Raw genomic sequence first — 20,362 nt, forward strand, 5'->3', positions numbered from 1 at the left:
CTCTCGAGCGGCCTAAGAGCGTTGCGCGACGGCCTCTTCGATCGGCGTGGAGCCCGAGACGATCTCCCAGGTCTTGCCGATGGACGTGGGTTCAGCGAGCACGGCGAGTACCGTCGCGGCGACATCCTCTCGCGGGATGCTGCCGCGCTCCACGTGCTCACCAAGGGTGATAGCGCCCGTGCCCTCATCGGTCGTGAGGCCGCCGGGGCGGAGGATCGTCCAGTCGAGATCGGAGTCGCGCAGCGCCGTGTCCGCGTCGCGCTTCGCCTCGACGTAGGCGCGCCAGCCCTCTTCGGTGTCCTCGGGGAGCGGCTCGTCGACTCCGATGGCGCTGATCTGCACGAAGTGCTGCACACCCACGAGGGTCGCCGTCTGCTGGCTGAGCAGCGACGCGCCCAGATCAACCGTGCGCTTACGCTCGGGGCCGGAGTCGGGGCCGGCACCGGCGGTGAACACGAGGGCATCGACAGGGCCGAGCGCCTCCGCGAAGGCCTCCGGAGTAGTGTCCTCGAGGTCGTGCACGAGGGGCTCGCTGCCGAGGCGGATGATGTCCTCCGCGTGCTCGGGGTTGCGGACGACTCCGACCGATTCGTGTCCGGCGTCGTACAGCAGATGCAGGATCCGCTGCCCGACCTTGCCGTGGGCTCCGATGACGGCGACGCGTGTCATGGTCCGTTCCTCCTCCTGGTCGGGGCGGCGCCCCTCGTGGGTACTCGCGTCCATCCTGCCCCGGGTCGAGGGGGAGACGCATCCGCTCGGCCGGCGGATGTCAGGCGGCGAGGCGATCGTCGCGACCGGTCAGCGCGAGGAGCCGGCTCTGAAGGTCTGCGTCCTCGTCGACCGGCACCGGTGCTGCGTACAGGCCGCTCGCGCGCAGCGTCTCCTCCTGCGGAGCGAACATCTCCCACACGGCGCCCACGAGGGAGTCGTCGAGCCGCTCGTCGCTTCCCGTGGCGCGAGCGAGGTCCCAGGCGTGCACGGTCACGTCGGCGACCTGCTCCTGAACGAGCTCGAGCGCGCTCACCGTGTCGCGGCCGAGGTGGAAGACGGCGGCGGGATCGGCCGAGAGCGTCGCCTCCCGCAGCCTCGCAGTGACCCGCTGCCACTCGCTACGCAGATCGGCTCCGACCGACTCGAGGCGGATCGGCGAGTCCTCCCCTCCCGACAGGAGGGTGTGCGCGCGCTGCTGCTCGCGGATCACGTGGAGCACGAGCGCTCGGGTGTCCCACTCGGTGTCGGGGGTCGGCGCCGACCAGTCCTCGACCGCGGCGAGCCGAGTCGCGAAGGCCTCGTGGGCGAGGTCTTGCAGGGCGAGCCAGCGGGTCAGCGGGGAGCGGTCGGGAAAGTCGGGCTGCGCGTGCGTCATGGTCTCTCCGTACGTCGGGGTGCTCGGGACAACTCGATGACGGCTCCCGTCATTCCCCTCGTCGCCGGACGGCGTCGATGTCGGGGGTCCGTGCGACGATGGCGAGGGGCGCAGACGAGCGAGCAGGGCGAGGCATGAGCAAGCAGGATGGCACGGGGCGACAGGTCACGACGACCCCGCTCGACGACCCGCGCGCGAACATTCTGCATATCGACATGGACGCCTTCTTTGCCTCGGTCGAGCTGCTCGATCGGCCAGAACTGCGCGGCCGGCCGGTCATCGTCGGCCACCTGGGCGCACGCTCCGTCGTCACGGCGGCCACCTACGAGGCGCGTCGCTACGGCGTCAATTCGGCGATGCCGATGGCTCTCGCAATACGGCGCTGTCCGCAGGCCGTGGTCCTCGAGCCGCATATGGAGCGGTATCGCGACGCCTCCCGTGCGGTCATGGCGATCTTCGAGTCGTTCACGCCCCTGGTCGAGCGGCTCAGCATCGACGAGGCGTTCCTCGACGTCTCGGGTGCGCGCCGCATCGCGGGCTCGCCGTTCGCGATCGGCACGGCCATCCGCGCCCGCGTCCACCACGAGCTGGGGCTCACCTGCTCGGTCGGCATCGCAAGCACCAAGTTCGTCGCCAAGCTCGCCTCGGGCCGATCCAAACCCGACGGCCTGCTCGTGGTGCCCTCCGACGGAGTGCGCGAGTTCCTCGATCCCCTCCCCGTGAGTGCTCTCTGGGGTGTCGGCGCCTCCACCGAGGAGGCGCTCGTGCGACGAGGGCTGCGTACCGTCGCCGATGTGGCCTCCGCCCCGCTCGCCTCCCTCGTCGCCGGCCTCGGCGATGCCGCCGGCCGCCGTCTCCACGCACTCGCCAACGGGGTCGATCCCCGCTCGGTCGACACCCGTCAGATCGAGAAGAGCGCGGGGCACGAGATCACCTTCGCCGCCGATGTCGCCGATCCCGAGCTGGTTCGCCGTGAGCTGTTGCGCCTCTGCGACAAGGTCGCGGTGCGGATGCGCCGCTCGGGCGTGCGCTGCCGCACCGTCGCGGTCAAGGTGCGCTTCGGCGACTTCAGCACGCTGACGCGCTCGCGGACCCTCGCCGAGGCGAGCGACGTGGCGCGCGTGCTCTTCGAGGCCGCCTCTGCCCTGCTGGAGGCGGCGAATCCGCTGCACCGCCCGGTGCGCCTCATCGGGGTGCGCGGCGAGCAGCTTGTCGAGGGTGACGACGTCGCATTCTCGCTGTGGAGCGACTCCGACGACTGGCGCGACGCCGAGCTCGCGGTCGACGGCGTGTCCGCCCGCTTCGGCTCGGGCGCCGTCCGGCCCGCGTCGCTTCTGGCGCGTTCGGCCCCGGAGTCGGCCAAGGGGATCGACCTCAGCGACACGCTCGCTACGCGGAGCCGATCGTCAGACTGATGGGTCGATGGTCCGAACCGTTCGGCGGCAGCACGGCGAGGGTGGACGCCGGAATGCCCTGCGCCAGCGCGTGATCGAGGGAGACGACGGGCAGGAGCGACGGCCATGTCGCCGGAAACCCGATCCCCCCGCTGCGCACGAGCCTCGCCTCCGCGAGGACGGGGGCGAAGAGATGGTCGTCGATCGGGGTGTTGAAGTCGCCGATCACCACCTTCCGCGCGGAGTCGTCAGCGTGGAGCGTCGAGGCGAGGCCGCTCAGCATCGTGTCGCGCTCGGCGTGGTCGCCCGGCCGGAACGATGCGAGGTGCACGACGAACACCCGAGTGCTCCCGAGCGGAGTGTCGACGTCGACCGCGAGCGCGCGATCCCAGCCGAGCCCGAGGTCGAGCGGCTCCTCGTTCGAGAGCTCGGTGCGGCTCCAGAGTCCCACCGTGCTGGTCACGAAGGAGTAGGGATAGTCGGCAGAGAGCGCCGCATCCACGGCGTCCCTGGCCTGGCCGTCGACCTCCTGCAGCGCGATGGCGTCGGGCCCGCGGGCGGCCAGCGCCCGCGCCACGTCGCCGGCATCGCCACTCGTCCCGATGTTCTGACTGAGCACGGTGAAGGCGCCCGACTCGACCGGTGGTCCGGGCAGGGCGACGGGGAGCACCAGCACGCCGTACACCATCGCGAGGACGATCGCGGAGGCGGCGGCCCGGCGTGAGCGCAACGACATCGCGCCGGTAAGCAACAGGACGACCGCGAGACCCGACCACGGGATCGCCGTCTCGACGACCGACAGCCAGCCGAACGGATCCGGGAGCACACGGTGGAACGCGAGGAACCCCGCGAGAGCGAGGCTCGTTCCCGTGACGACGGCCGTGCGCGCCGTGCTGCGTCGGCGGGTTCGCGAGGGCATCCGTCGAGTATGACCGCTGGTCGCGCCGGTGAGGTGGGCGACTCCTGTGGACGGCCGGCCGGAGCTTGTCGCGCCCGAGACCCGCGGAGTACGGTCGGTCCCATGCCCAACATCGCTGTGTCCCTGGCCGACAAAGTCACGTCCGCGGGAACCGCGACGATCTACGGCGAACCCGTGACGGTCGACGGCGTCTCACTCGTCCCGGTGGCCTTGCGCTGGTTCGGTTTCGGTGGTGGCAGTGGGGCGGAGGACGGCCAGGAGGCTGGCGGCGGAGGCGGAGGCGGCGCGGTCGTGCCGATCGGCGCCTATATCAAGGACGATCTCGGACTGCGCTTCCAGCCCAACGTCGTCTCGGTCCTCGCGGTGGGCATCCCTTTCGTCTGGGTCACCGGCAAGGCCCTCGCGCGCATCATCCGAGCCCTCAAGAAGTAGGAGGAGCGGTCAGGGCAGACGCTGCTGCCGCGCCGCGAACCACTTCTTCTTCGTACGGCCGAAACCCACGATCAGGCGCTCGGAGTCGTTCGGGCGCCGCGCGTCGTAGATGACGGCTGCCGGCTCTCCCGCCATCCACGCGTCGCCGCGCCGCTGGGGCACCTTGAGCGCGCGCTTCTGCTCGCCGTCGGCCGTCGTGTAGGCGACGAGCAGGCGCCCCAACTCCCGCGCCGCTGCGGCGTCACCTCGCGCCGGGTCGTTCCGCACGATCTGCGCCGACACTCGAGTGCCATAGCTCAGCAGCTCCCGACGGATGCGAGCGCGGCGCTGCCAGAGCATGACCTGCAGGAGCACCAGCAGCAGCGCGGCGAGAACGACGACGACCGACCACGACATGGTGTCTATGATTGCTGACGAACACGGGAGTCCGGTGCACCGGACTGAGAGGAAGGCAGCAGCCTTCGACCGTCGAACCTGATCTGGGTCATGCCAGCGAAGGAACGTTTCGATCTCCTCTTCTTGACCCGTGCCCTCTTTTCGCCACTTCGAAAGGGCACGCCAGTGCAGAACAACACCGCGCACACCAGCGCAGACAACTCCTCCGCCGTCCCCGCCCCGCGGCCTGGTCCGCGCGACCTCCGCTGGAGGGTGGTCGACATCGTCGTCGCGAGCGTCGTCGCCGTCGCGAGCGGCATCGTCTTCTGGGCCTGGGGCCTCGCGACGAACGTCCTCGGGCTCGCCTTCGACTTCCTCCCCGGCCTCGGCGGGATCCTCGGCGGCGGTTGGCTCTTCGCCGGCGTCCTCGGCGGCCTCATCATCCGCAAGCCCGGCGCCGCGCTCTACACCGAACTCCTCGCTGCCGTCGTCTCGGCGTTGATCGGCACCCAGTGGGGCTTCCTCGTCCTGATCTCCGGACTCGTCCAGGGACTCGGCGCCGAGGTTGTCTTCGCCCTCTTCCTCTACCGCAGCGGTCGTCCGCTCGTCGCCCTTCTGGCCGGAGCGGCGGCAGGAGTCGCGCTCGCGATCAACGACTTGCTCTCGTGGTACGCGGGTGCCGACGGCCTCTTCGCGTCGGTCTACCTGATCTCGTCGATCGTGTCCGGAGCCGTCCTCGCCGGTCTGCTGCCGTGGCTCGCGGTGCGCGGTCTGGCCGCCTCCGGAGCACTCGACCGATTCGCCTCCGGCCGTGAGAGCCGCGTCGTCGAGGGAGTCGGCGCGGGCGCCCGATGAGCGGAGCCTCGGTCCGGGCGCGCGGGTGGAGCTGGCGGCACGCGGGGCGCTCCAGCGCCGCCGTCACCGGCCTCGACCTCGCTGTCGGACCGGGCGAGCGTGTGCTCCTCCTCGGCCCCTCCGGCGCGGGAAAGAGCACGCTGCTCCACGCCCTCGCCGGCGTCCTCGGAGGAGAGGAGGACGGCGCGGGCTCGGGCGAGCTCGAGATCGACGGCGCCTCGCCCGCGTCGCGCCGCGGTGTCGCCGGCCTCGTCCTGCAGGACCCCGACACGCAGGCTGTCCTCGCGAGAGTGGGCGACGATGTCGCCTTCGCGTGCGAGAACCTCGGCGTGCCCCGAGCCGAAATCGGGGCCCGCGTCCGCGAGGCGCTCGACGATGTGGGACTCGACGTCTCCCTCGACCGCTCGACCTCTGCGCTGTCCGGCGGACAGAAACAGCGGTTGGCGCTGGCGGGAGTGCTCGCCATGCGGCCGAGGCTGCTCCTGCTCGACGAACCGACGGCGAACCTTGACCCGACGGGTGTCCAGGAGGTGCGCGCGGCCGTCGAGCGCAGCGTCTCCCGCGCCGGGGCGACGCTCATCGTCGTCGAGCATCGTGTCGACGTCTGGGTCGACCTCGTGGACCGTGTCGTGGTCCTCGGGCGCGACGGCACCGTCGTGGCCGACGGCGATCCGGAGGCGGTACTGCACCGCGCCGAGGACGTCCTGCGTGACGCCGGAGTGTGGGTGCCGGGAGCCGCGCCCGCCCGTCGGACGACGAGCGGCCTGCCGACCCCGGCACTCCTCAGCGCTCGTGCGCTCGACCTCGCGCGTCCGGTTTTCGGCCGCAGACGCGCCCTTCCGATCCGCTCGGGACTCGAGGTCGAGATCGACTCCGCTCGGGTCACGGCTGTGTCGGGTCCCAACGGAGCCGGCAAGTCGACCCTCGCGCTGACGCTCGCCGGGCTGCTCCCTCCCGGGGGAGGAGAGGTGGTCGCCTCCGAGTCGTTGCGCTCCGGCGCCGCCGCGCATCCCTTTCAGTGGACGTCGAGCGAGCTCGCCGACCGGGTCGCCCTGGTCTTCCAGGAGCCGGAGCACCAGTTCTTGACCGCGAGAGTCCGGCAAGAGCTCGCGCTCGGCAGCCGCGACGATGCCGAACGCCGCCGTGCCGACGAACTGCTTGAACGCCTGGGGCTCGCGCGACTCGCGGAGGCCAACCCCTTCACGCTGTCGGGAGGCGAGAAGCGTCGCCTGGCCGTCGCGTCCGCTCTCGTACGGCGCCCACACGTAGTCGTCCTGGACGAGCCGACGTTCGGCCAGGACCGACGCACCTGGGAGACGCTCGTCGACCTGCTCGCCGAACTGCGGGACGAGGGCAGAGCCGTCGTCGCCGTCACCCACGACGAGCATCTGATCAGCGCCCTCGCCGACGCGACGATCGTCCTCGACGCTCCCGCGGAGGTGGCATCGTGAGCCTCCTCGACGCCGTGCCGGCCCGGGGCCGGGTCGCGAGGGCCAACCCGGTGGCGAAGCTCCTGGCGAGCCTCATCATCGCGCTCGTCCTGGTGCTCACCGTCGACCCGGTCTCCGCGACCACCGCACTGGTGCTCGAGCTGCTCGTCCTCCCGTTCGCGGGGCTCCGTCCCGGCGAGCTGCTCCGGCGCACGGCTCCGCTGTGGATCGCCGCACCCCTCGCGGGCGTGACCATGGTGCTCTACGGGCGGGACAGCGGCTCGGTGCTCGGGAGCTTCCTCTTCGTCTCGGTGACGGAGGGATCGGTCGCCCTCGGCCTTTCGGTAGCCCTGCGCCTGCTGGCGATCGGCCTGCCGAGCGTCGTGCTCATCGCGACGACCGACCCGACCGATCTCGCCGACGGTCTCGCGCAGATCCTCCGGCTCCCGCCACGCTTCGTGCTCGGCGCGCTGGCGGGCATGCGGCTCGTGGGGCTTCTCGTCGACGACTGGCGCACCCTCGCGATGGCCCGTCGGGCTCGCGGCGTCGCGGACGATCGCGGGCCGATCGCCGCAGTGCGTAGCTGGGGAGCGCGCGCCTTCACTCTGCTGATACTCGCCATCCGTCGGGGGAGCCGTCTGGCCACGGCGATGGAGGCGAAGGGTTTCGGCACCGAGATGCCCCGCACGTGGGCGCGCGAGTCGCGGTTCGGGACGTTCGACACCCTGCTGGTGGTGGGGGGAATCGCGATTGCGGCGATCGCGGTCGCCGCGGCGATCGCCTCCGGGACGTGGACGTTCGTGTTGCATGCCTGAACTCGTGCCACCGCCCCCACCGGCAAGGACGATCGGTCTCCTGCGCAGGACGGCCAGGGATCTGGCGCTCGAGCTCGTGGCTCGACGCGCCCGGACTGTTCTGCTCGACGGTCCCAGCGGCTCGGGCAAATCGACGTTCGCCCGGCAGATGCTGCTCGCGTTACGGGACGCGCACGCGCCGGAGGCGGAGCTCGTGCACATGGACGATCTGTACCGCGGATGGTCCGGTCTCGCCGAGGCGGCCGACCTCGTCGCTCGATCGCTGGTGCGATCGCACTCGCTCGGGCAGCCCGCCCACTGGCGGCCCTGGAATTGGGCGAGTGGGACGACCGCGGGAACGCGGATGGTGCGCGCGCCGATCCTCCTGCTGGAGGGGTGTGGTGCGGCCAGTGCCGCCTCCCGAGCCGCTGCCGACGTGACGCTCTGGCTCGAGGCCGACGAGGGGGAGCGCAAGCGGAGGGCGCTCGCGCGCGACGGCGATCTCTTCGCGCCGCACTGGGAGGTGTGGGACGACCAGTTCCGCGCCTACTGTGCGCGAGAGCGTCCGCGCGAGGGCGCGGATCTCGTCCTCGACTCGAGCGATCCCCGTCGGTGAGCGCGGAGGTCAGGCCCAGCCGAGCTCGTGGAGGCGTCCGTCGTCGATGCCGTAGAAGTGCGCGATCTCGTGCACGAGGGTGACGTGGATCTCGTCGCGTAGTTCGTCGAGGTCGGCGCAGGCGGCCAGATGGGGCTCGCGGTAGAGGACGATTCGGTCGGGCATCTCGCCGAAGCCGTAGCGCTCGCGCTCGGTGACGGCGACCCCGTCGTAGAGCCCGAGCACGTCGAGGGAGCCGTCTTCGGGGCGGTCTTCGACCACGAACACCACGTTCTCGAGACCGTCGACCATCTCGTCGGGGAGCGCGTCGAGTTCGTCGACGACGAGTTTCTCGAAGGCGGTCTCGTCGAGGTTGAGCATCTCTGGCCGCCTCCCTGCGCCGATCGGGTGAGCCCCTGACGAGAGTCGATGAAACGGAAAAGAGAAGGAGGGCCGGAAGTCGCTGACTCCGGCACTCCTTCTCGCGACGCTGCGGCGCGTCTACGCCGCACATGCGGCAACTGGGGTGAGTAACGGGGCTCGAACCCGCGACCTCCTAGACCACAACCAGGCGCTCTGCCAACTGAGCTATACCCACCAGGAGCGTGTTCCGCAGGATGTACCCCGCGAAGCAACTGTACGAGACTACTACATCCGTGACGCGAACTCGTCCACGACGGCGGCCGAGACGGCCTGGACCTCGCTCGTCGAAGGACCGGGAGGGGCGACGAAGACGGCGCGCCGGTAGTACCGGAGCTCGCGGATGCTCTCGAGGATGTCGGCCAGCGCGCGGTGGCCGCCGTGCTTTGCCGGAGCGTTGAAGTAGATGCGTGGGAACCAGCGACGGGCGAGCTCCTTGACGGTGCTGACATCGACGTTGCGGTAGTGCAACTGCCCGTCGAGGCGCGGCATGTATTTCGCGAGGAACGCGCGGTCGGTGCCGATGGAGTTGCCAGCGAGCGGCGCGTGCTGCTCAGCAGGGACGTGCTTGAGGACGTATTCGAGGACCTGGTACTCGGCTTCGGCGACGCTGACGCCCGACGGAATCTCGGCGAGCAGCCCGGAGGTCTCGTGCATCGTCCGCACGAACTCGCCCATGGTGGCGAGGGCAGAGGCATCGGGTCGGATGACGATGGACAGCCCCTCGTCGAGCGGCTCGAGCTCGAAGTCGGTGACGATCACGGCGATCTCGACGAGCTCGTCGACGGAGAGGTCGAGCCCCGTCATCTCGCAGTCGATCCAGACAAGACGGTCGGGGGAGCTACTCATGCTGGGAGTCTATCGACGGGCACTGACACCGGCTGGAGACGCCGACATCGCCCTACACTGGTTCCCCGTGATGACGTTCGTCTGCTGGATCCTGATCGCCAACGCCGTATGGAACGCGGTCGTCTGGCCCCCCTTCCTCCGCAGGGTCCGCAAGGACCCGCGTGCTCGCGACGCGGCTGGTCGCGCGACGACCTTCCTCCGCGTGCACACGGTGTTGATCGGCGTGTCGCTCGTGCTCGCCGCGGTATCGCTGGTGGCAGGGATCGTCGGCCTCGCGAGCGGCGCCTGAGGCCTCGATACGGCTGCGCGCGCCCACACCTCCGCGTCGCGAAGGGCGCCCTCCGCGCGTTCGGTAGTCTGATTCTCCGACGCCCCCGTAGCTCAGCGGATAGAGCAGGAGCCTTCTAATCTCTTGGTCGCAGGTTCGATTCCTGCCGGGGGCACGTATCTACTCGAGGTCAAGGCCGCCGATTGCGGCGACTTGGGGGCTCGGCCATCGTTTATTTCTCGGAAGTGACGAGCAGGCACGCGAGCCGTCGAGGTAATCCGCCCCCCTAATGGGGAAAGGTGCGGTTCGCTATGCTCACGCCGTGACCTCCACTTTGCCCCGTGCTCACGGAACCTTCACCATCCCGTCGCTTGACGGCGTCCGAGCGATCGCGGTGATGATCGTCTTCATCGGTCATGGAGCGACGGCGCCTACCGCCTGGCCCGGTCACGTCGGCGTCACAATTTTCTTCTTTCTCAGCGGCTACCTCATCACTACCCTCCTCCGGCGCGAGCACGAGCGCACGGGTCGTATCGCCCTCTCCCGCTTTTACCTCCGCCGACTCCTGCGGATCACCCCGCCCGCGCTCATAGCGATTGCACTCTGCGTGGCCGCCGGCGCGGTCGGCCTGCTTCCCGCCACGACGACCGGGTGGGGGGGTCCTCGCCGAGGTCTTCAACTACACCAACTACTACCTGGTCGTCGCCGGCCGAGAAGGCCTCCCGCCGGAGTCGAGCATGCTCTGGTCCCTTGCCGTCGAGGAGCACTTCTATCTCCTCTTCCCTGCAGCGCTCATCCTCTTGCTATGGCGCAAGCTCAACTACCAGCGCATCGCCTACGTCCTCCTCGGCACAGCGGCCGCCGTGCTCGTCTGGCGGCTCGTGCTCTACGTCGTCTTCGACGCGAGCTTCTTCCGCCTCTACGTCTCCACCGATACCCGCTTCGACGGCCTGATCATCGGCGCCGCCCTCGCGCTCGCCTGGAATCCTGCGCTCGGCGACCGCCCGCCGTTCGGTCTCTCCGAATCCCTGATGACTCGCGTGCTCGCCCCGATTGGCGTTGTCGTGTTCGCGGTGACAGCCCTCTTCCCGGACACGCTGCGCCTCACGGTCGCCGACTCCATCCAGTACGCCTGCCTGGTGCCGATCTTCTGGCTGATCATTACCCTGCCGAACTCTGGGGTCGGTCGGCTCCTCAACCACCCCGTCGCGGTGCGCCTTGGCGTGCTGTCCTTCTCGATCTACCTCGTGCACCGGCTCGTGCTCGGCCTGGTCGCTCAGCTCGTTGAAGTCGCCCCGCTCATCGACCTTGCGTCCCTCGCGCTCACGGTCGCGCTGGCCGAGCTGATCTATCGCGCCGTCGAGCAGCCCGCAGGCCGCCTGCGCAAACGCCTCGAGAGTCGCGGCCAGTAGCTCGTCTGAGCGCGCGCCCGCGGCTCGTAGCGGCAGGGTGACGAAGGTCGGGGCGCTCGTCATCTTCTGGGCGGAAGAAACAGGGCGAGAAGCGGCGATCCAACGCTAGACACCGCGGGCGAGGGACGCGCATGCGGCCAGGGGGTGGGGCTCGATTCCTGTCGAGGGCACCTCGGCACGCGCCGAGGCGGTACGGCCACTCGACGAGCGGTCGACCCGTGTCCTTTGCGCCGGGTGTCAGTGTCCGTCTGGGAGACCTAGTGGAGACCTCCTCGGGGCGGGCGTCGAGTCGCTAACACACTGCGAGAATGCAGGCAAAATCGGCGTGTTTCTGAGCAGAGTCCGTTTTTGTCGCGAAAGGACCCCTAGTGTGTGGGTGTCCGGAATTACAACGACGTAAGGAACGGAGGTACGACCATGTTGCTCCTCGCCATCCTCGGTGGAATCGCCGTCGCGTGGACGATCGTCGCGGCGCCCCTCGCCGTGCTGGTCGGCCGAGTTGCTCGTGCGCGAGACGCACACAGCTGAGGCGTACGGAACGCATCACTCGCACCACAGAGAAGGCCCCGATCCTCGCGATCGGGGCCTTCTCTGCTACGGGCGTCGACGAGCCGCCGACGTCACTCGGTGGGGCGAGCGGGCGTGCCGCTCTCTCGTTCAGCGGCTCGCTCGGACGGAGCCTCGTGCTCAGTGCCGGGGTCGGCAGGCGCCGCGTTCTCGACGGCCGGTAGCTCCTCGACAGGACGCTCGCGCGAGGGCACGTCGAGGCGCTCGACATCATCGAGAAGTTGACGCGTTTCGGCGTGGGCGGGAGTCGTCTCGGCAGGGGGAAGGACGATCGTCGCTTCGGCGGGACGCTGGTACTCGGCGGGAGCCTCCGCGCGACCTGCGCCGACGACGACCGAGCCGGCGGACGAGGCTGCGGGTGCCGCCTCCGGAGCGGGCTCGAGCGACGAGGTAGCCTCGGCAAGCTCGGTCGCGCTCGGGCGACCGGTCTCGGAGAACCGCCAGCGCTCGAGGTCGGCCAGGAACGCCTTGCGGGCGCGGTTGGGCTTGTCGCGCCACTGGACGAGGCGGTCTCGGAACTCAGCGACGCCAGCGTGCGTTTGGTAGCCTCCGGTCGTCGCCGAGTGCTTCAGCTCGGCAAGCTCGTGCGACGCCCAGTTGGCGGCGACTCCGGAGCCCTTGATCGGCAGAAGGCGGAGGTGCGTCTCGGCCTGGGCGCTGGCACGGTCGCTCAGGACCCGCTCCTGCGGGCCGAGCACGTTCCACGCGGAGGCGTCGACCGCCGCGTCGATCAGGGTTGCGATGACCGCGTTCTTGCGTTCGTGATCCTGCTGCCGGAGGAGGCGCGAGATCGACGCGCGGAACACGGCCGCCGCGACGATGCCTCCCATGACGACGGCGAGCAGGAGCACGACCGCCAGGAACACGGCCTGATGGCCATCGGCCGACTGAAGCCACAACGAGAACTCGTTCCACCACTGCATGAAGCGAACGCTATCGGCGCAGGGTGGCACCTCCGCGTCGGCACGCCGACCGTCGGTGGATCGGCGGGCGACGACGGCAGTTCGGAGTCGGCTCGCGTCAGGCGACCCGGAACACCTCGATCGCATCGTCGACGTTCCAGAACTCGCCGAGTTCGGCTCCCGACGGCATTCCCGCGCGGAGCAGCCGAGCCTTGAAGCGCTCGCCCTGCGGATCGTCGACCGACTCGATGTGGCCGACGACCGCCCCCGAGGCCGAGCTCACGCGCCAGAGTCGTCCGTTGACTCGGGTGAGAGTGGGCGGCATGCGGATCGCGTGGAGCGTGGACAGGGACATCGGTTTCCGTCCGTTCAGTCGTGAAGCACCCGTCTGTCGAGTGCTCTCGCAGACTAGGAGCGACCACCGACATCGCGACTAGAGGAGCGTCGTCCCGTGCACGGCGAACTCCTCGATCGCCTCGATCTCGTCGGAGGAGAGCGGTCCGGCGTCGAGCGCGGCGACATTCTGCTCGAGCTGGGCGACGCTCGAGGCACCGATGATCGCGCTCGTCACGGTCGGCACGCGGAGCACCCAGCTCAGTGCGAGTTGCGCGAGCGTCTGGCCCCGCTGCCGCGCGATGTCGGTGAGGCCGCGCGCGCGGTCGAGGTAGGCCTCATCGATCCGATCCGACGACAGGAACCGCGAGGTCGCGGCACGCGATCCCTCGGGGACCGAGCCGTCGAGGTATCTGTCGGTCAGCAGGCCTTGCGCGAGCGGGGAGAAGACGATGCATCCCACGCCAAGCTCGTCGAGGACGGGGAAGAGCCCCTCCTCGGGGGCGCGGTCGAAGAGCGAGTAGCGCGGCTGGTGCAGCAGAAGGGGGACTCCCAAGGAGGCGAGCGCCGCCTCCGCCGCCCGCGTCTGCTCGGGGCTGTAGTTCGAGATCCCGACGTACAGAGCCTTGCCCTGCTGGACGGCCGAGACGAGCGCGCCCATGGTCTCCTCGATCGGCGTCTCGGGGTCGGGACGGTGCGAGTAGAAGACGTCGACGTAGTCGACTCCCAGGCGCCGCAGGCTCTGGTCGAGCGATGACAGCAGGTACTTGCGCGATCCTCCGTCGCCGTAGGGCCCCGGCCACATGTCGTAGCCGGCCTTCGTCGAGAGGACCATCTCGTCGCGATAGCCGCGGAAGTCCTCCGCGACGATGCGACCGAACGTCGTCTCGGCGGCACCGTACGGCGGCCCGTAGTTGTTGGCGAGATCGAAGTGGGTCACGCCGAGGTCGAAGGCGCGTCGGAGGATCGCGCGCTGGGAGTCGAGGGAACGGTCGGACCCGAAGTTGTGCCAGAGACCCAGGGAGAGGGCAGGGAGCTTCACCCCGCTGCGTCCCGTTCGGCGATAGTCCATGCGGTCGTAGCGGGCGGGGGCGGCGGTGTAGCTCACCCGCCGACTCTATTCCAGCGCTCACGGCTGTCGGAATGCGTACGGGGCGGAGGGTGTTGGATTCGAGGACGCGTCCGGCGTTCCGGATGCGTCGATGCGACAGGAAGTGAGTCACACGCAATGCGCACATTTGTACTCGCCGGAGGATGCTTCTGGTGTCTCGATGCCGTCTACCGCGTCCTCGACGGCGTGAGCGACGTCGTCTCGGGCTACACCGGCGGCCGCACGACCGATCCTGACTACGAGGATGTCTGCACCGGCCGCACGGGGCACGCCGAGGCCGTTGCCGTCACGTTCGACCCCGACGTGATTCCCGAGCACGTCATCCTCGACGTCTTCTTCACGTTGCACGACCCGCGTCAGCTCAATCGGCAGGGCAACGACATCGGCACGCAGTACCGCTCGGCGATGTTCTACGCCACCGAGGCAGAAAAGGAGCTCTTCGAGGCCGCGCGCGACCGCGCCGCCGACTGGTGGGAGGGGCCGATCGTCACCGAGATCTCGCCGCTGGGCGTGTACTACCCGGCAGAGGAGTACCACCAGGACTTTTTCGCGAAGAACCCCGGCCAGGGCTACTGCCTCGCGGTCGCGCTCCCGAAGGTGAACAAGATCCGCAAGTCCTACTCGTCCTACATCACCGCTTCGTAGGCCTCGCAGCTCTTCTCCACAGGAGCGATTTCGTCGGTCTCTCCACAGACAGGCCCGCCTTCTCTCGGAGGCGGGCCCCTCGTCGCGACACTATCTCTGCGGCGCCCGAGCGGTACCAGCCCCCTCCGTTCGGGCGCCGTGCCCGTCGCACCGGCGACGGTGCGACGAACAAGAGAGGACACGACAATGACCGACACACTGACCGTCATCGGAGTCATCGGCACCGAGCCCCGCAGCATCGACACGGCGAACGGTACCGCGATGACCAGCTTCCGCCTCGCCTCCGCGCAGAGGCGCTACGACCGGGGAGAGCAGCGCTGGGTCGACGTCTCGACCAACTGGTACACCGTGAACGCGTTCAACGGCTTGGCCGGCAATGCTCTGGGCTCGCTCGCTCGCGGCGACCGTGTCATCGTCACGGGGCGTCTCGCCGTGCGCAGTTGGGAGGCGGGAGGCAAGTCCGGCACAGACGTCACCGTCAACGCCGAGGGAATAGGCCATGACCTCGCCTGGGGCACCACGAGCTTCTCGAAGACGGTCGGCAGGTCTGCCGCCCCGGCTCCGTCGACGGGCCCGGAAGCGGTGGGATGGAGCGCGGAGGCACCGCCCTCGGCTCCTTCGGAGGCACTCTCCGAGTGGGGCGCGTCTCCCTCCGGCCGGGCGCCGACGATGCCATCGCCGGAGTGGGGCGAGCGGGAGGCGTCGTTAGAATCGGTCGACACCCCTTTGTGAAGCGGGTTGGGGCGCGAGATCCGCTGCCGCCGGGAGGAGCCGAGTGACGACGATCGCCGCGCGACGTTCGCCCACACGTCTCCTGTCGGCGGCCACGCTGCTCCTCGCCTCCGCGCTCCCGCTCGCCGGCTGCACTGCGCCCACCCCGACGGACACGCCGACTTCCGCCGCTTCGTCTCCGGCCGAGACGCCAGCCGCTCCGGTAGCACTGGTGCCGGACGGCACCGCCGACGAGAACCTGCCCTACTTCGAGCAAGTGCTGCACTCGGTCGTCGACCCCGCACCGGAGGCGCCGGGCCGCGCGGTGGTCGACGCGCTCGTCGCCGCCGGCTTCTCGAAGGACGCGATGCAGCTGACGGCCGACGAGACCTCCGTCGGGCTCACGGCCGATTCCGTCCAGGTGTCGGTCAAGATGTCGGACGCTTGCCTCATTGGGCAGTACGGGGCCAAGAGCGACGGTGTGCGCGCCATCGTCGCCGCCCCGATCACGACGGGCGCCTGTCTCGTCGGCCGGACCGTCTCCCTGGCTGACTGAACGCGTTCGCCAGCGCCGCGATCTCGCCCCCTCCGGGTGGCCGAGGCTGAACGGACGCGGAGCCGCAGACGCTATCCTCGAACAGGCCCCGGCTCCTGAGCCTCCCGCGCGCACCCTCGCGTGCGGCGGTCGAGGACCGGCGACATCCGGCCGGCGGCCTCCTCGAACGGGAGGCGCCCGGGTCGAGGGCGGGGCTCCGAGAACGTACGAGCGGTTGAGGGACACAAGTGGCTGAATACATTTACTCGATGGTGCGCGCCCGTAAGGCGGTCGGCGACAAGCTGATCCTGGACGACGTCACGATGTCGTTCCTACCCGGCGCGAAGATCGGCGTGGTCGGGCCCAACGGCGCCGGCAAGTCGACGATCCTCAAGATCATGGCGGGCCTGGACACCCCGAGCAACGGCGAGGCCCGCCTGAGCCCCGGCTACTCGGTCGGCATCCTCATGCAGGAGCCTGAGCTCGACGAGACGAAGACGGTGCTCGAGAACGTGCAGGAGGGCGTCGGCGAGATCAAGGCGAAGATCGACCGCTTCAACGAGATCTCCCTGGCGATGGCGGACCCCGACGCCGACTTCGACAGCCTCCTCGCCGAGATGGGGACCCTCCAGGAGGCGATCGACGCCGCGGACGCGTGGGACCTCGACTCGCAGCTCGAACAGGCGATGGACGCTCTGAGGACGCCGCCCGGCGACTCCCTCGTCACGAACCTCTCGGGAGGCGAGAAGCGTCGCGTGGCGCTCACCAAGCTCCTCCTGCAGAAGCCCGACCTGCTGCTGCTCGACGAGCCCACCAACCATCTCGACGCCGAGAGCGTGCTCTGGCTCGAGCAGTTCCTCTCGAAGTACCCCGGCGCCGTGCTCGCCGTCACCCACGACCGGTACTTCCTCGACAACGTCGCCGAGTGGATCGCCGAGGTCGACCGCGGCCACCTCTACCCCTACGAGGGCAACTACTCCACCTACCTCGAGAAGAAGCGCGCGCGCCTCGAGGTGCAGGGCAAGAAGGACGCGAAACTCGCCAAGCGCCTGAGCACCGAGCTCGAGTGGGTGCGCAGCAACGCGAAGGGTCGTCAGGCGAAGTCGAAGGCGCGCCTCGCCCGCTACGAGGAGATGGCGAGCGAGGCCGAGAAGACGCGCGTCCTCGACTTCGAGGAGATCGTGATCCCGGTAGGCCCACGACTCGGGGCGCAGGTCATCGAGGCGAAGAAGCTGCACAAGCAGTTCGGTGAGCGTGTGCTCATCGACGACCTCAGCTTCACCCTCCCGCGGAACGGCATCGTCGGAGTCATCGGTCCGAACGGCGTCGGCAAGACCACGCTCTTCAAGACGATCGTCGGCTTCGAGCCGCTCGACTCCGGCGATCTCACGATCGGCGAGACCGTCGACATCTCCTACGTCGACCAGAGCCGCGGCGGCATCGACCCCAACAAGAACCTCTGGGAGGTCGTCTCAGACGGCCACGACTACATCACCGTCGGCAGGACCGAGATCCCCTCGCGCGCCTACGTCTCCCAGTTCGGCTTCAAGGGGCCAGACCAGCAGAAGAAGGCCGGGGTCCTCTCCGGTGGAGAGCGCAACCGCCTCAACCTCGCGCTGACCCTCAAGCAGGGCGGCAACCTCCTCCTTCTCGACGAGCCCACCAACGACCTCGACGTCGAGACGCTCGGCAGCCTCGAGAACGCCCTGCTCGAGTTCCCGGGATGCGCCGTGGTCATCACCCACGACCGGTGGTTCCTCGACCGGATCGCCACGCACATCCTCGCCTACGAGGGCACCGAGGAGGACCCGGCCAACTGGTACTGGTTCGAGGGCAACTTCGAGGCGTACGAGGAGAACAAGATCGAGCGCCTCGGACCGGATGCGGCCAAGCCGCACCGTTCGGCCTACCGCAAGCTCACGCGCGACTGATGCGACTGCACGTCGCCATTCCGCTGCGCTGGTCCGACTTCGACGCCTACGCGCACGTCAACAACGCCGAGATGCTGCGTCTCCTCGAGGAGGCGCGCATCCAGGCGTTCTGGCGACCCGACACACCGCAGGCGGGCGGGATGGCGACGGCGGTGCTCGACGCACGGCCGGGAGCAGCGTCGATCACCCTGATCGCCCGCCAAGAGATCGAATACCTCGCCCCCATCCCGTACATGCGCGCGCCGATCGACGTCGAGCTCTGGATCGGCCGGATCGGGGGAGCGAGCCTCGAGGTCTGCTACGAGCTCTTCTCGCCGAGCGGGGTGGAACCGAGAGTGCTCTACACGCGGGCGGCGACCACCCTCGTCCTGGTGACCGCCGCCACGGGCCGGCCGGAGCGCATCCCCGACGAGCTGCGGCAGATCTGGGCGCCCTACGTCGAAGAGCCGGTCGCGTTCTCGAAGCGGGGTTGATCCAGCGAGCGGCATCCCGGGGCCGCCCCTCATGAGCCCTTCCGCGGAATCAGACGGACGGGACGCGGATCATCCCCTCCTGGGCGACGCTCGCCACCAGGCGCCCGTCTCGCGAGTAGATGCGACCGAGAGACAGGCCTCGTCCGCCTGAGGCGCTCGGCGCCTCCTGAACGTAGAGGAGCCACTCGTCGACCCGCGCGGGGCGATGCCACCACATCGCGTGGTCGAGGCTTGCGATGCGCAGCCCAGGCGTCGTCCAGGCGGCGCCATGGCGGCGGAGGGTCGACTCGAGGATCGTGTAGTCGCTCGCGTAGGCGAGAGCCGCGCGATGCAGCATCGGGTCGTCCGGGAGAGGACCGAGCGCTCGCATCCACACGCTCTGGTGTGCCGCCGGATGCGGGTCGGCCCGGAGATAGACGGGCTGCTCGACGTGGCGCACGTCGAAAGGCCGCTGCGTCGCCCAGAAGCTCCCGACGGGATGGTCGACTCCGGCGAGGACCTCCGCCGTGGAGGGCAACGACTCCGGATCGGGAACCCCCTCTGGCATCGCCGCTTGGTGGTCGAGACCCTCGTCCTCGGTCTGGAACGAGGCGATCATCGAGAGGATCGGTCGGCCGTTCTGGTACGCCTGCGTCCTCCTCGTGCAGAACGATCGGCCGTCGTGGATCCGGTCGACCGAGAAGGTGATCGGCAGAGAGACATCGCCCGGGCGGAGGAAGTAGCCGTGCATCGAATGGACGGCGCGGTCCTGCACCGTCCGCCCCGCAGCGACGAGCGACTGGGCGAGCACCTGGCCGCCGAAGACCCGCCCCTCTGGCATCCACTGCGACGGTCCGGTCGAGATGTCCTCGCTGGTGCGCGCCCCGGAGTCGACGAGGTCGAGGGCGGTGAGGAACGAGGACAGGGGATCGGGCACGGTACCTCCGGGGGTGGGCGGTGGGGAGAGCGGCCTCCGGTAAGTTTATCGACGCGATGACTGCGTCCTTCTCCCTGGCCGACCCGCCGAGCCTGTCCGATCTCCGGGTGTTCCTCGGTCGCTCGGCTCGCGTCGAGGATGGCGCGGTCCGTCTCCTCGCCGACGGGCGGGTGCTCGCGGTCTACACGCCGATCCTCCAGCCGCGCGGGCTGCTCGACCGCTCGGCCACCGTGCTCGGGCTGCGTGTGTTCGCTCTCGCGGAGCCGGCCGCGTTCGACCGGGTCGTCACGATCCGCGCCCTCTCGGACAGGCTCGCCCGCCTGCAGTGGGCCCCCGGCGGCGCGGACGGCAAACCCGTCACCCTGCCCGACGGCGACGACGCGACCGCTGGTGCGTGGGCGGGCGTGTCTCCTCCCCGCGGCGGATGGACGCGTCGGGAGCCCGTGGACCCCGTGATGCTCGAGCGCGTGGCCCGCGACGGGATCGACGAGATCGCCGGGGCGGTGGGCTCAGAGACAGGAGAGCAGATCGTCGGCCGCGTGCGGTCGAGCATCTGGGGGCGCCCGCTGGACGGGCTCGACGGTGTCCCGGCGGGGGCCGCCTTCGCTCTGTTCGCCCTCGGGTTCCTCGAGGCGAACGACCCGGTGGCCGTCCTCGAGAGCGGGGCGTGGCGGCGGCTGACGTCGCGGCGCGGCCACGTGCTCGTACGGACTCCGGGCTGAGACGCGCCTACTCCTCGAAGGTGTTGACCATCGCGTGCGCCGCCCGCTCGAGGTAGTCCCACAGCAGGGCGTCATCGGCGGGAGCGAGCTCGAGCTCGTCGACGGCCACGCGCATGTGCTGCAGCCAGTGGTCGCGCGCAGCAGGATTCACGCGGAACGGCTGGTGCCGCATTCGCAGCCGAGGGTGGCCGCGCTCCTGGCTGTAGGTGGTGGGGCCGCCCCAGTACTGCTCGAGGAATCCGGTGAGGCGTTGGATCGCCCCTTCGAGGTCGTCGGCGGGGTAGAGGGGCCACAGTACGTCGTCCTCTCGGACGCCCTCGTAGAAGCGGCGCACGAGCCGCTCAAAGGTCGGCCGGCCGCCGATGTGCTCCCAGAAGCTCCGCATCGGTGGCGTGCCGCCGATCTGC

Annotated in this window: 25 protein-coding genes, 2 tRNA genes, 1 pseudogene and 1 riboswitch; of the genes and pseudogenes, 16 read left to right on the forward strand and 12 right to left on the reverse strand. The window is 69.6% G+C overall.

All coding sequences use genetic code 11. The annotated features are described in order from the left end of the window. Positions 1-12 precede the first annotated feature (12 nt). On the reverse strand, positions 13-669 hold the full coding sequence (locus ITJ45_RS06570; protein WP_194608416.1) for an SDR family oxidoreductase: 657 nt from the start codon (positions 667-669) through the stop codon (positions 13-15). 100 nt (positions 670-769) lie between these two features. Beyond that, complete coding sequence (locus ITJ45_RS06575) at positions 770-1,366, reverse strand: TIGR03086 family metal-binding protein (protein ID WP_194608414.1); 597 nt, start codon at positions 1,364-1,366, stop codon at positions 770-772. A 134-nt stretch (positions 1,367-1,500) separates the two neighbouring features. On the opposite strand from ITJ45_RS06575, the gene dinB reads away from it, so the two are divergent. Next, positions 1,501-2,781 (forward strand): DNA polymerase IV, encoded by a 1,281-nt coding sequence (gene dinB, locus ITJ45_RS06580; protein WP_194608412.1) that lies wholly within the window; start codon positions 1,501-1,503, stop codon positions 2,779-2,781. On the opposite strand, the gene ITJ45_RS06585 is transcribed toward dinB, so the two are convergent. Beyond that, the gene (locus ITJ45_RS06585; RefSeq protein WP_194608401.1) at positions 2,756-3,679 is read right to left on the reverse strand and encodes an endonuclease/exonuclease/phosphatase family protein; all 924 of its coding nucleotides are present in this window, start codon (positions 3,677-3,679) and stop codon (positions 2,756-2,758) included. The two genes, dinB and ITJ45_RS06585, sit on opposite strands and share 26 nt — an antisense overlap. 102 nt (positions 3,680-3,781) lie before the next feature. On the opposite strand from ITJ45_RS06585, the gene ITJ45_RS06590 reads away from it, so the two are divergent. Beyond that, positions 3,782-4,111, forward strand: coding sequence for a hypothetical protein (locus ITJ45_RS06590; RefSeq protein WP_194608399.1), 330 nt, complete (start codon positions 3,782-3,784; stop codon positions 4,109-4,111). A gap of 9 nt (positions 4,112-4,120) precedes the next feature. Here the strand turns inward: ITJ45_RS06590 and ITJ45_RS06595 are convergent, their stop codons facing one another. Further along, entirely contained in the window at positions 4,121-4,507 is a 387-nt protein-coding gene (locus tag ITJ45_RS06595) for a DUF3592 domain-containing protein (protein ID WP_194608397.1), read from the reverse strand. Positions 4,508-4,521: 14 nt separating this feature from the next. Beyond that, positions 4,522-4,629: riboswitch (TPP riboswitch) on the forward strand. A gap of 43 nt (positions 4,630-4,672) precedes the next feature. Here ITJ45_RS06595 and ITJ45_RS06600 point away from each other — a divergent pair. Genes ITJ45_RS06600 through ITJ45_RS06615 form a run of 4 tightly spaced genes read left to right on the forward strand, consistent with a single transcriptional unit; the run spans position 4,673 to position 8,181 of the window. After that, positions 4,673-5,341, forward strand: a complete 669-nt coding sequence (locus ITJ45_RS06600; RefSeq protein ID WP_323742910.1) for an ECF transporter S component — start codon at positions 4,673-4,675, stop codon at positions 5,339-5,341. Further along, a complete protein-coding gene (locus ITJ45_RS06605; protein WP_194608393.1) occupies positions 5,338-6,792 on the forward strand; it encodes an ABC transporter ATP-binding protein in 1,455 nt (484 codons plus the stop codon). Before ITJ45_RS06600 ends, ITJ45_RS06605 begins: the two co-directional genes overlap by 4 nt. Next, positions 6,789-7,586: an energy-coupling factor transporter transmembrane component T family protein gene (locus tag ITJ45_RS06610; protein WP_194608383.1), complete on the forward strand. Its 798-nt coding sequence runs from the start codon at positions 6,789-6,791 to the stop codon at positions 7,584-7,586. Before ITJ45_RS06605 ends, ITJ45_RS06610 begins: the two co-directional genes overlap by 4 nt. Continuing rightward, positions 7,579-8,181, forward strand: a complete 603-nt coding sequence (locus ITJ45_RS06615) for an ATP-binding protein (RefSeq protein ID WP_228493614.1) — start codon at positions 7,579-7,581, stop codon at positions 8,179-8,181. The genes ITJ45_RS06610 and ITJ45_RS06615 overlap by 8 nt, the downstream gene beginning before the upstream one ends. Positions 8,182-8,190: 9 nt before the next feature. On the opposite strand, the gene ITJ45_RS06620 is transcribed toward ITJ45_RS06615, so the two are convergent. From ITJ45_RS06620 to orn, 3 genes are all read right to left on the reverse strand, one after another. Further along, the gene (locus tag ITJ45_RS06620) at positions 8,191-8,541 is read right to left on the reverse strand and encodes a metallopeptidase family protein (protein ID WP_194608380.1); all 351 of its coding nucleotides are present in this window, start codon (positions 8,539-8,541) and stop codon (positions 8,191-8,193) included. A gap of 141 nt (positions 8,542-8,682) precedes the next feature. Continuing rightward, positions 8,683-8,758 (reverse strand) — tRNA-His (locus ITJ45_RS06625). A 50-nt stretch (positions 8,759-8,808) separates the two neighbouring features. Then, positions 8,809-9,429, reverse strand: coding sequence for an oligoribonuclease (gene orn / locus ITJ45_RS06630; RefSeq protein ID WP_194608378.1), 621 nt, complete (start codon positions 9,427-9,429; stop codon positions 8,809-8,811). Between the two features lie 70 nt (positions 9,430-9,499). Between orn and ITJ45_RS06635 the strand changes: the two genes are divergently transcribed. The 4 genes and pseudogenes from ITJ45_RS06635 to ITJ45_RS06650 all read left to right on the forward strand — a co-directional run bounded on the left by ITJ45_RS06635 (position 9,500) and on the right by ITJ45_RS06650 (position 11,109). Further along, a complete protein-coding gene (locus ITJ45_RS06635; RefSeq protein WP_194609074.1) occupies positions 9,500-9,718 on the forward strand; it encodes an SCO4848 family membrane protein in 219 nt (72 codons plus the stop codon). 81 nt (positions 9,719-9,799) lie between these two features. After that, positions 9,800-9,872 (forward strand) — tRNA-Arg (locus ITJ45_RS06640). A gap of 114 nt (positions 9,873-9,986) precedes the next feature. Then, positions 9,987-10,310, forward strand: a pseudogene (locus ITJ45_RS14450) (acyltransferase family protein); the annotation flags it as partial. Between the two features lie 124 nt (positions 10,311-10,434). Further along, positions 10,435-11,109: an acyltransferase family protein gene (locus tag ITJ45_RS06650; protein WP_194608376.1), complete on the forward strand. Its 675-nt coding sequence runs from the start codon at positions 10,435-10,437 to the stop codon at positions 11,107-11,109. A 620-nt stretch (positions 11,110-11,729) separates the two neighbouring features. On the opposite strand, the gene ITJ45_RS06655 is transcribed toward ITJ45_RS06650, so the two are convergent. The 3 genes from ITJ45_RS06655 to ITJ45_RS06665 all read right to left on the reverse strand — a co-directional run bounded on the left by ITJ45_RS06655 (position 11,730) and on the right by ITJ45_RS06665 (position 14,019). Further along, positions 11,730-12,599, reverse strand: coding sequence for a hypothetical protein (locus ITJ45_RS06655; protein WP_194608374.1), 870 nt, complete (start codon positions 12,597-12,599; stop codon positions 11,730-11,732). Between the two features lie 97 nt (positions 12,600-12,696). Beyond that, on the reverse strand, positions 12,697-12,933 hold the full coding sequence (locus tag ITJ45_RS06660; protein WP_194608372.1) for a hypothetical protein: 237 nt from the start codon (positions 12,931-12,933) through the stop codon (positions 12,697-12,699). Positions 12,934-13,011: 78 nt separating this feature from the next. Further along, positions 13,012-14,019, reverse strand: a complete 1,008-nt coding sequence (locus tag ITJ45_RS06665) for an aldo/keto reductase (protein WP_194608370.1) — start codon at positions 14,017-14,019, stop codon at positions 13,012-13,014. A gap of 120 nt (positions 14,020-14,139) precedes the next feature. Here ITJ45_RS06665 and msrA point away from each other — a divergent pair, with 120 nt between their 5' ends. The 5 genes from msrA to ITJ45_RS06690 all read left to right on the forward strand — a co-directional run bounded on the left by msrA (position 14,140) and on the right by ITJ45_RS06690 (position 18,317). Then, positions 14,140-14,667 carry a peptide-methionine (S)-S-oxide reductase MsrA gene (gene msrA, locus ITJ45_RS06670; RefSeq protein WP_194608368.1) on the forward strand — a complete coding sequence of 176 codons (528 nt, stop codon included), beginning with the start codon at positions 14,140-14,142 and terminating at the stop codon, positions 14,665-14,667. Positions 14,668-14,853: 186 nt separating this feature from the next. Next, positions 14,854-15,399 carry a single-stranded DNA-binding protein gene (locus tag ITJ45_RS06675; protein ID WP_194608365.1) on the forward strand — a complete coding sequence of 182 codons (546 nt, stop codon included), beginning with the start codon at positions 14,854-14,856 and terminating at the stop codon, positions 15,397-15,399. Positions 15,400-15,442: 43 nt separating this feature from the next. Beyond that, positions 15,443-15,934: a DUF6993 domain-containing protein gene (locus ITJ45_RS06680; protein ID WP_323742908.1), complete on the forward strand. Its 492-nt coding sequence runs from the start codon at positions 15,443-15,445 to the stop codon at positions 15,932-15,934. Positions 15,935-16,161: 227 nt separating this feature from the next. Continuing rightward, positions 16,162-17,844: an energy-dependent translational throttle protein EttA gene (gene ettA / locus ITJ45_RS06685; protein WP_194608363.1), complete on the forward strand. Its 1,683-nt coding sequence runs from the start codon at positions 16,162-16,164 to the stop codon at positions 17,842-17,844. Next, on the forward strand, positions 17,844-18,317 hold the full coding sequence (locus ITJ45_RS06690; protein ID WP_194608361.1) for an acyl-CoA thioesterase: 474 nt from the start codon (positions 17,844-17,846) through the stop codon (positions 18,315-18,317). The genes ettA and ITJ45_RS06690 overlap by 1 nt, the downstream gene beginning before the upstream one ends. A gap of 49 nt (positions 18,318-18,366) precedes the next feature. Here ITJ45_RS06690 and ITJ45_RS06695 read toward each other — a convergent pair whose 3' ends face one another. Beyond that, the gene (locus ITJ45_RS06695) at positions 18,367-19,233 is read right to left on the reverse strand and encodes an acyl-CoA thioesterase II (protein WP_323742906.1); all 867 of its coding nucleotides are present in this window, start codon (positions 19,231-19,233) and stop codon (positions 18,367-18,369) included. 56 nt (positions 19,234-19,289) lie between these two features. On the opposite strand from ITJ45_RS06695, the gene ITJ45_RS06700 reads away from it, so the two are divergent. Next, positions 19,290-19,955: a hypothetical protein gene (locus tag ITJ45_RS06700; RefSeq protein ID WP_194608359.1), complete on the forward strand. Its 666-nt coding sequence runs from the start codon at positions 19,290-19,292 to the stop codon at positions 19,953-19,955. A 7-nt stretch (positions 19,956-19,962) separates the two neighbouring features. Here ITJ45_RS06700 and ITJ45_RS06705 read toward each other — a convergent pair whose 3' ends face one another. Beyond that, positions 19,963-20,340, reverse strand: coding sequence for a globin (locus tag ITJ45_RS06705; protein ID WP_194609069.1), 378 nt, complete (start codon positions 20,338-20,340; stop codon positions 19,963-19,965). Between the last annotated feature and the right edge of the window lie 22 nt (positions 20,341-20,362).

This window comes from Rathayibacter sp. VKM Ac-2879 (genome assembly GCF_015351245.1).
GTDB lineage: Bacteria > Actinomycetota > Actinomycetes > Actinomycetales > Microbacteriaceae > Rathayibacter.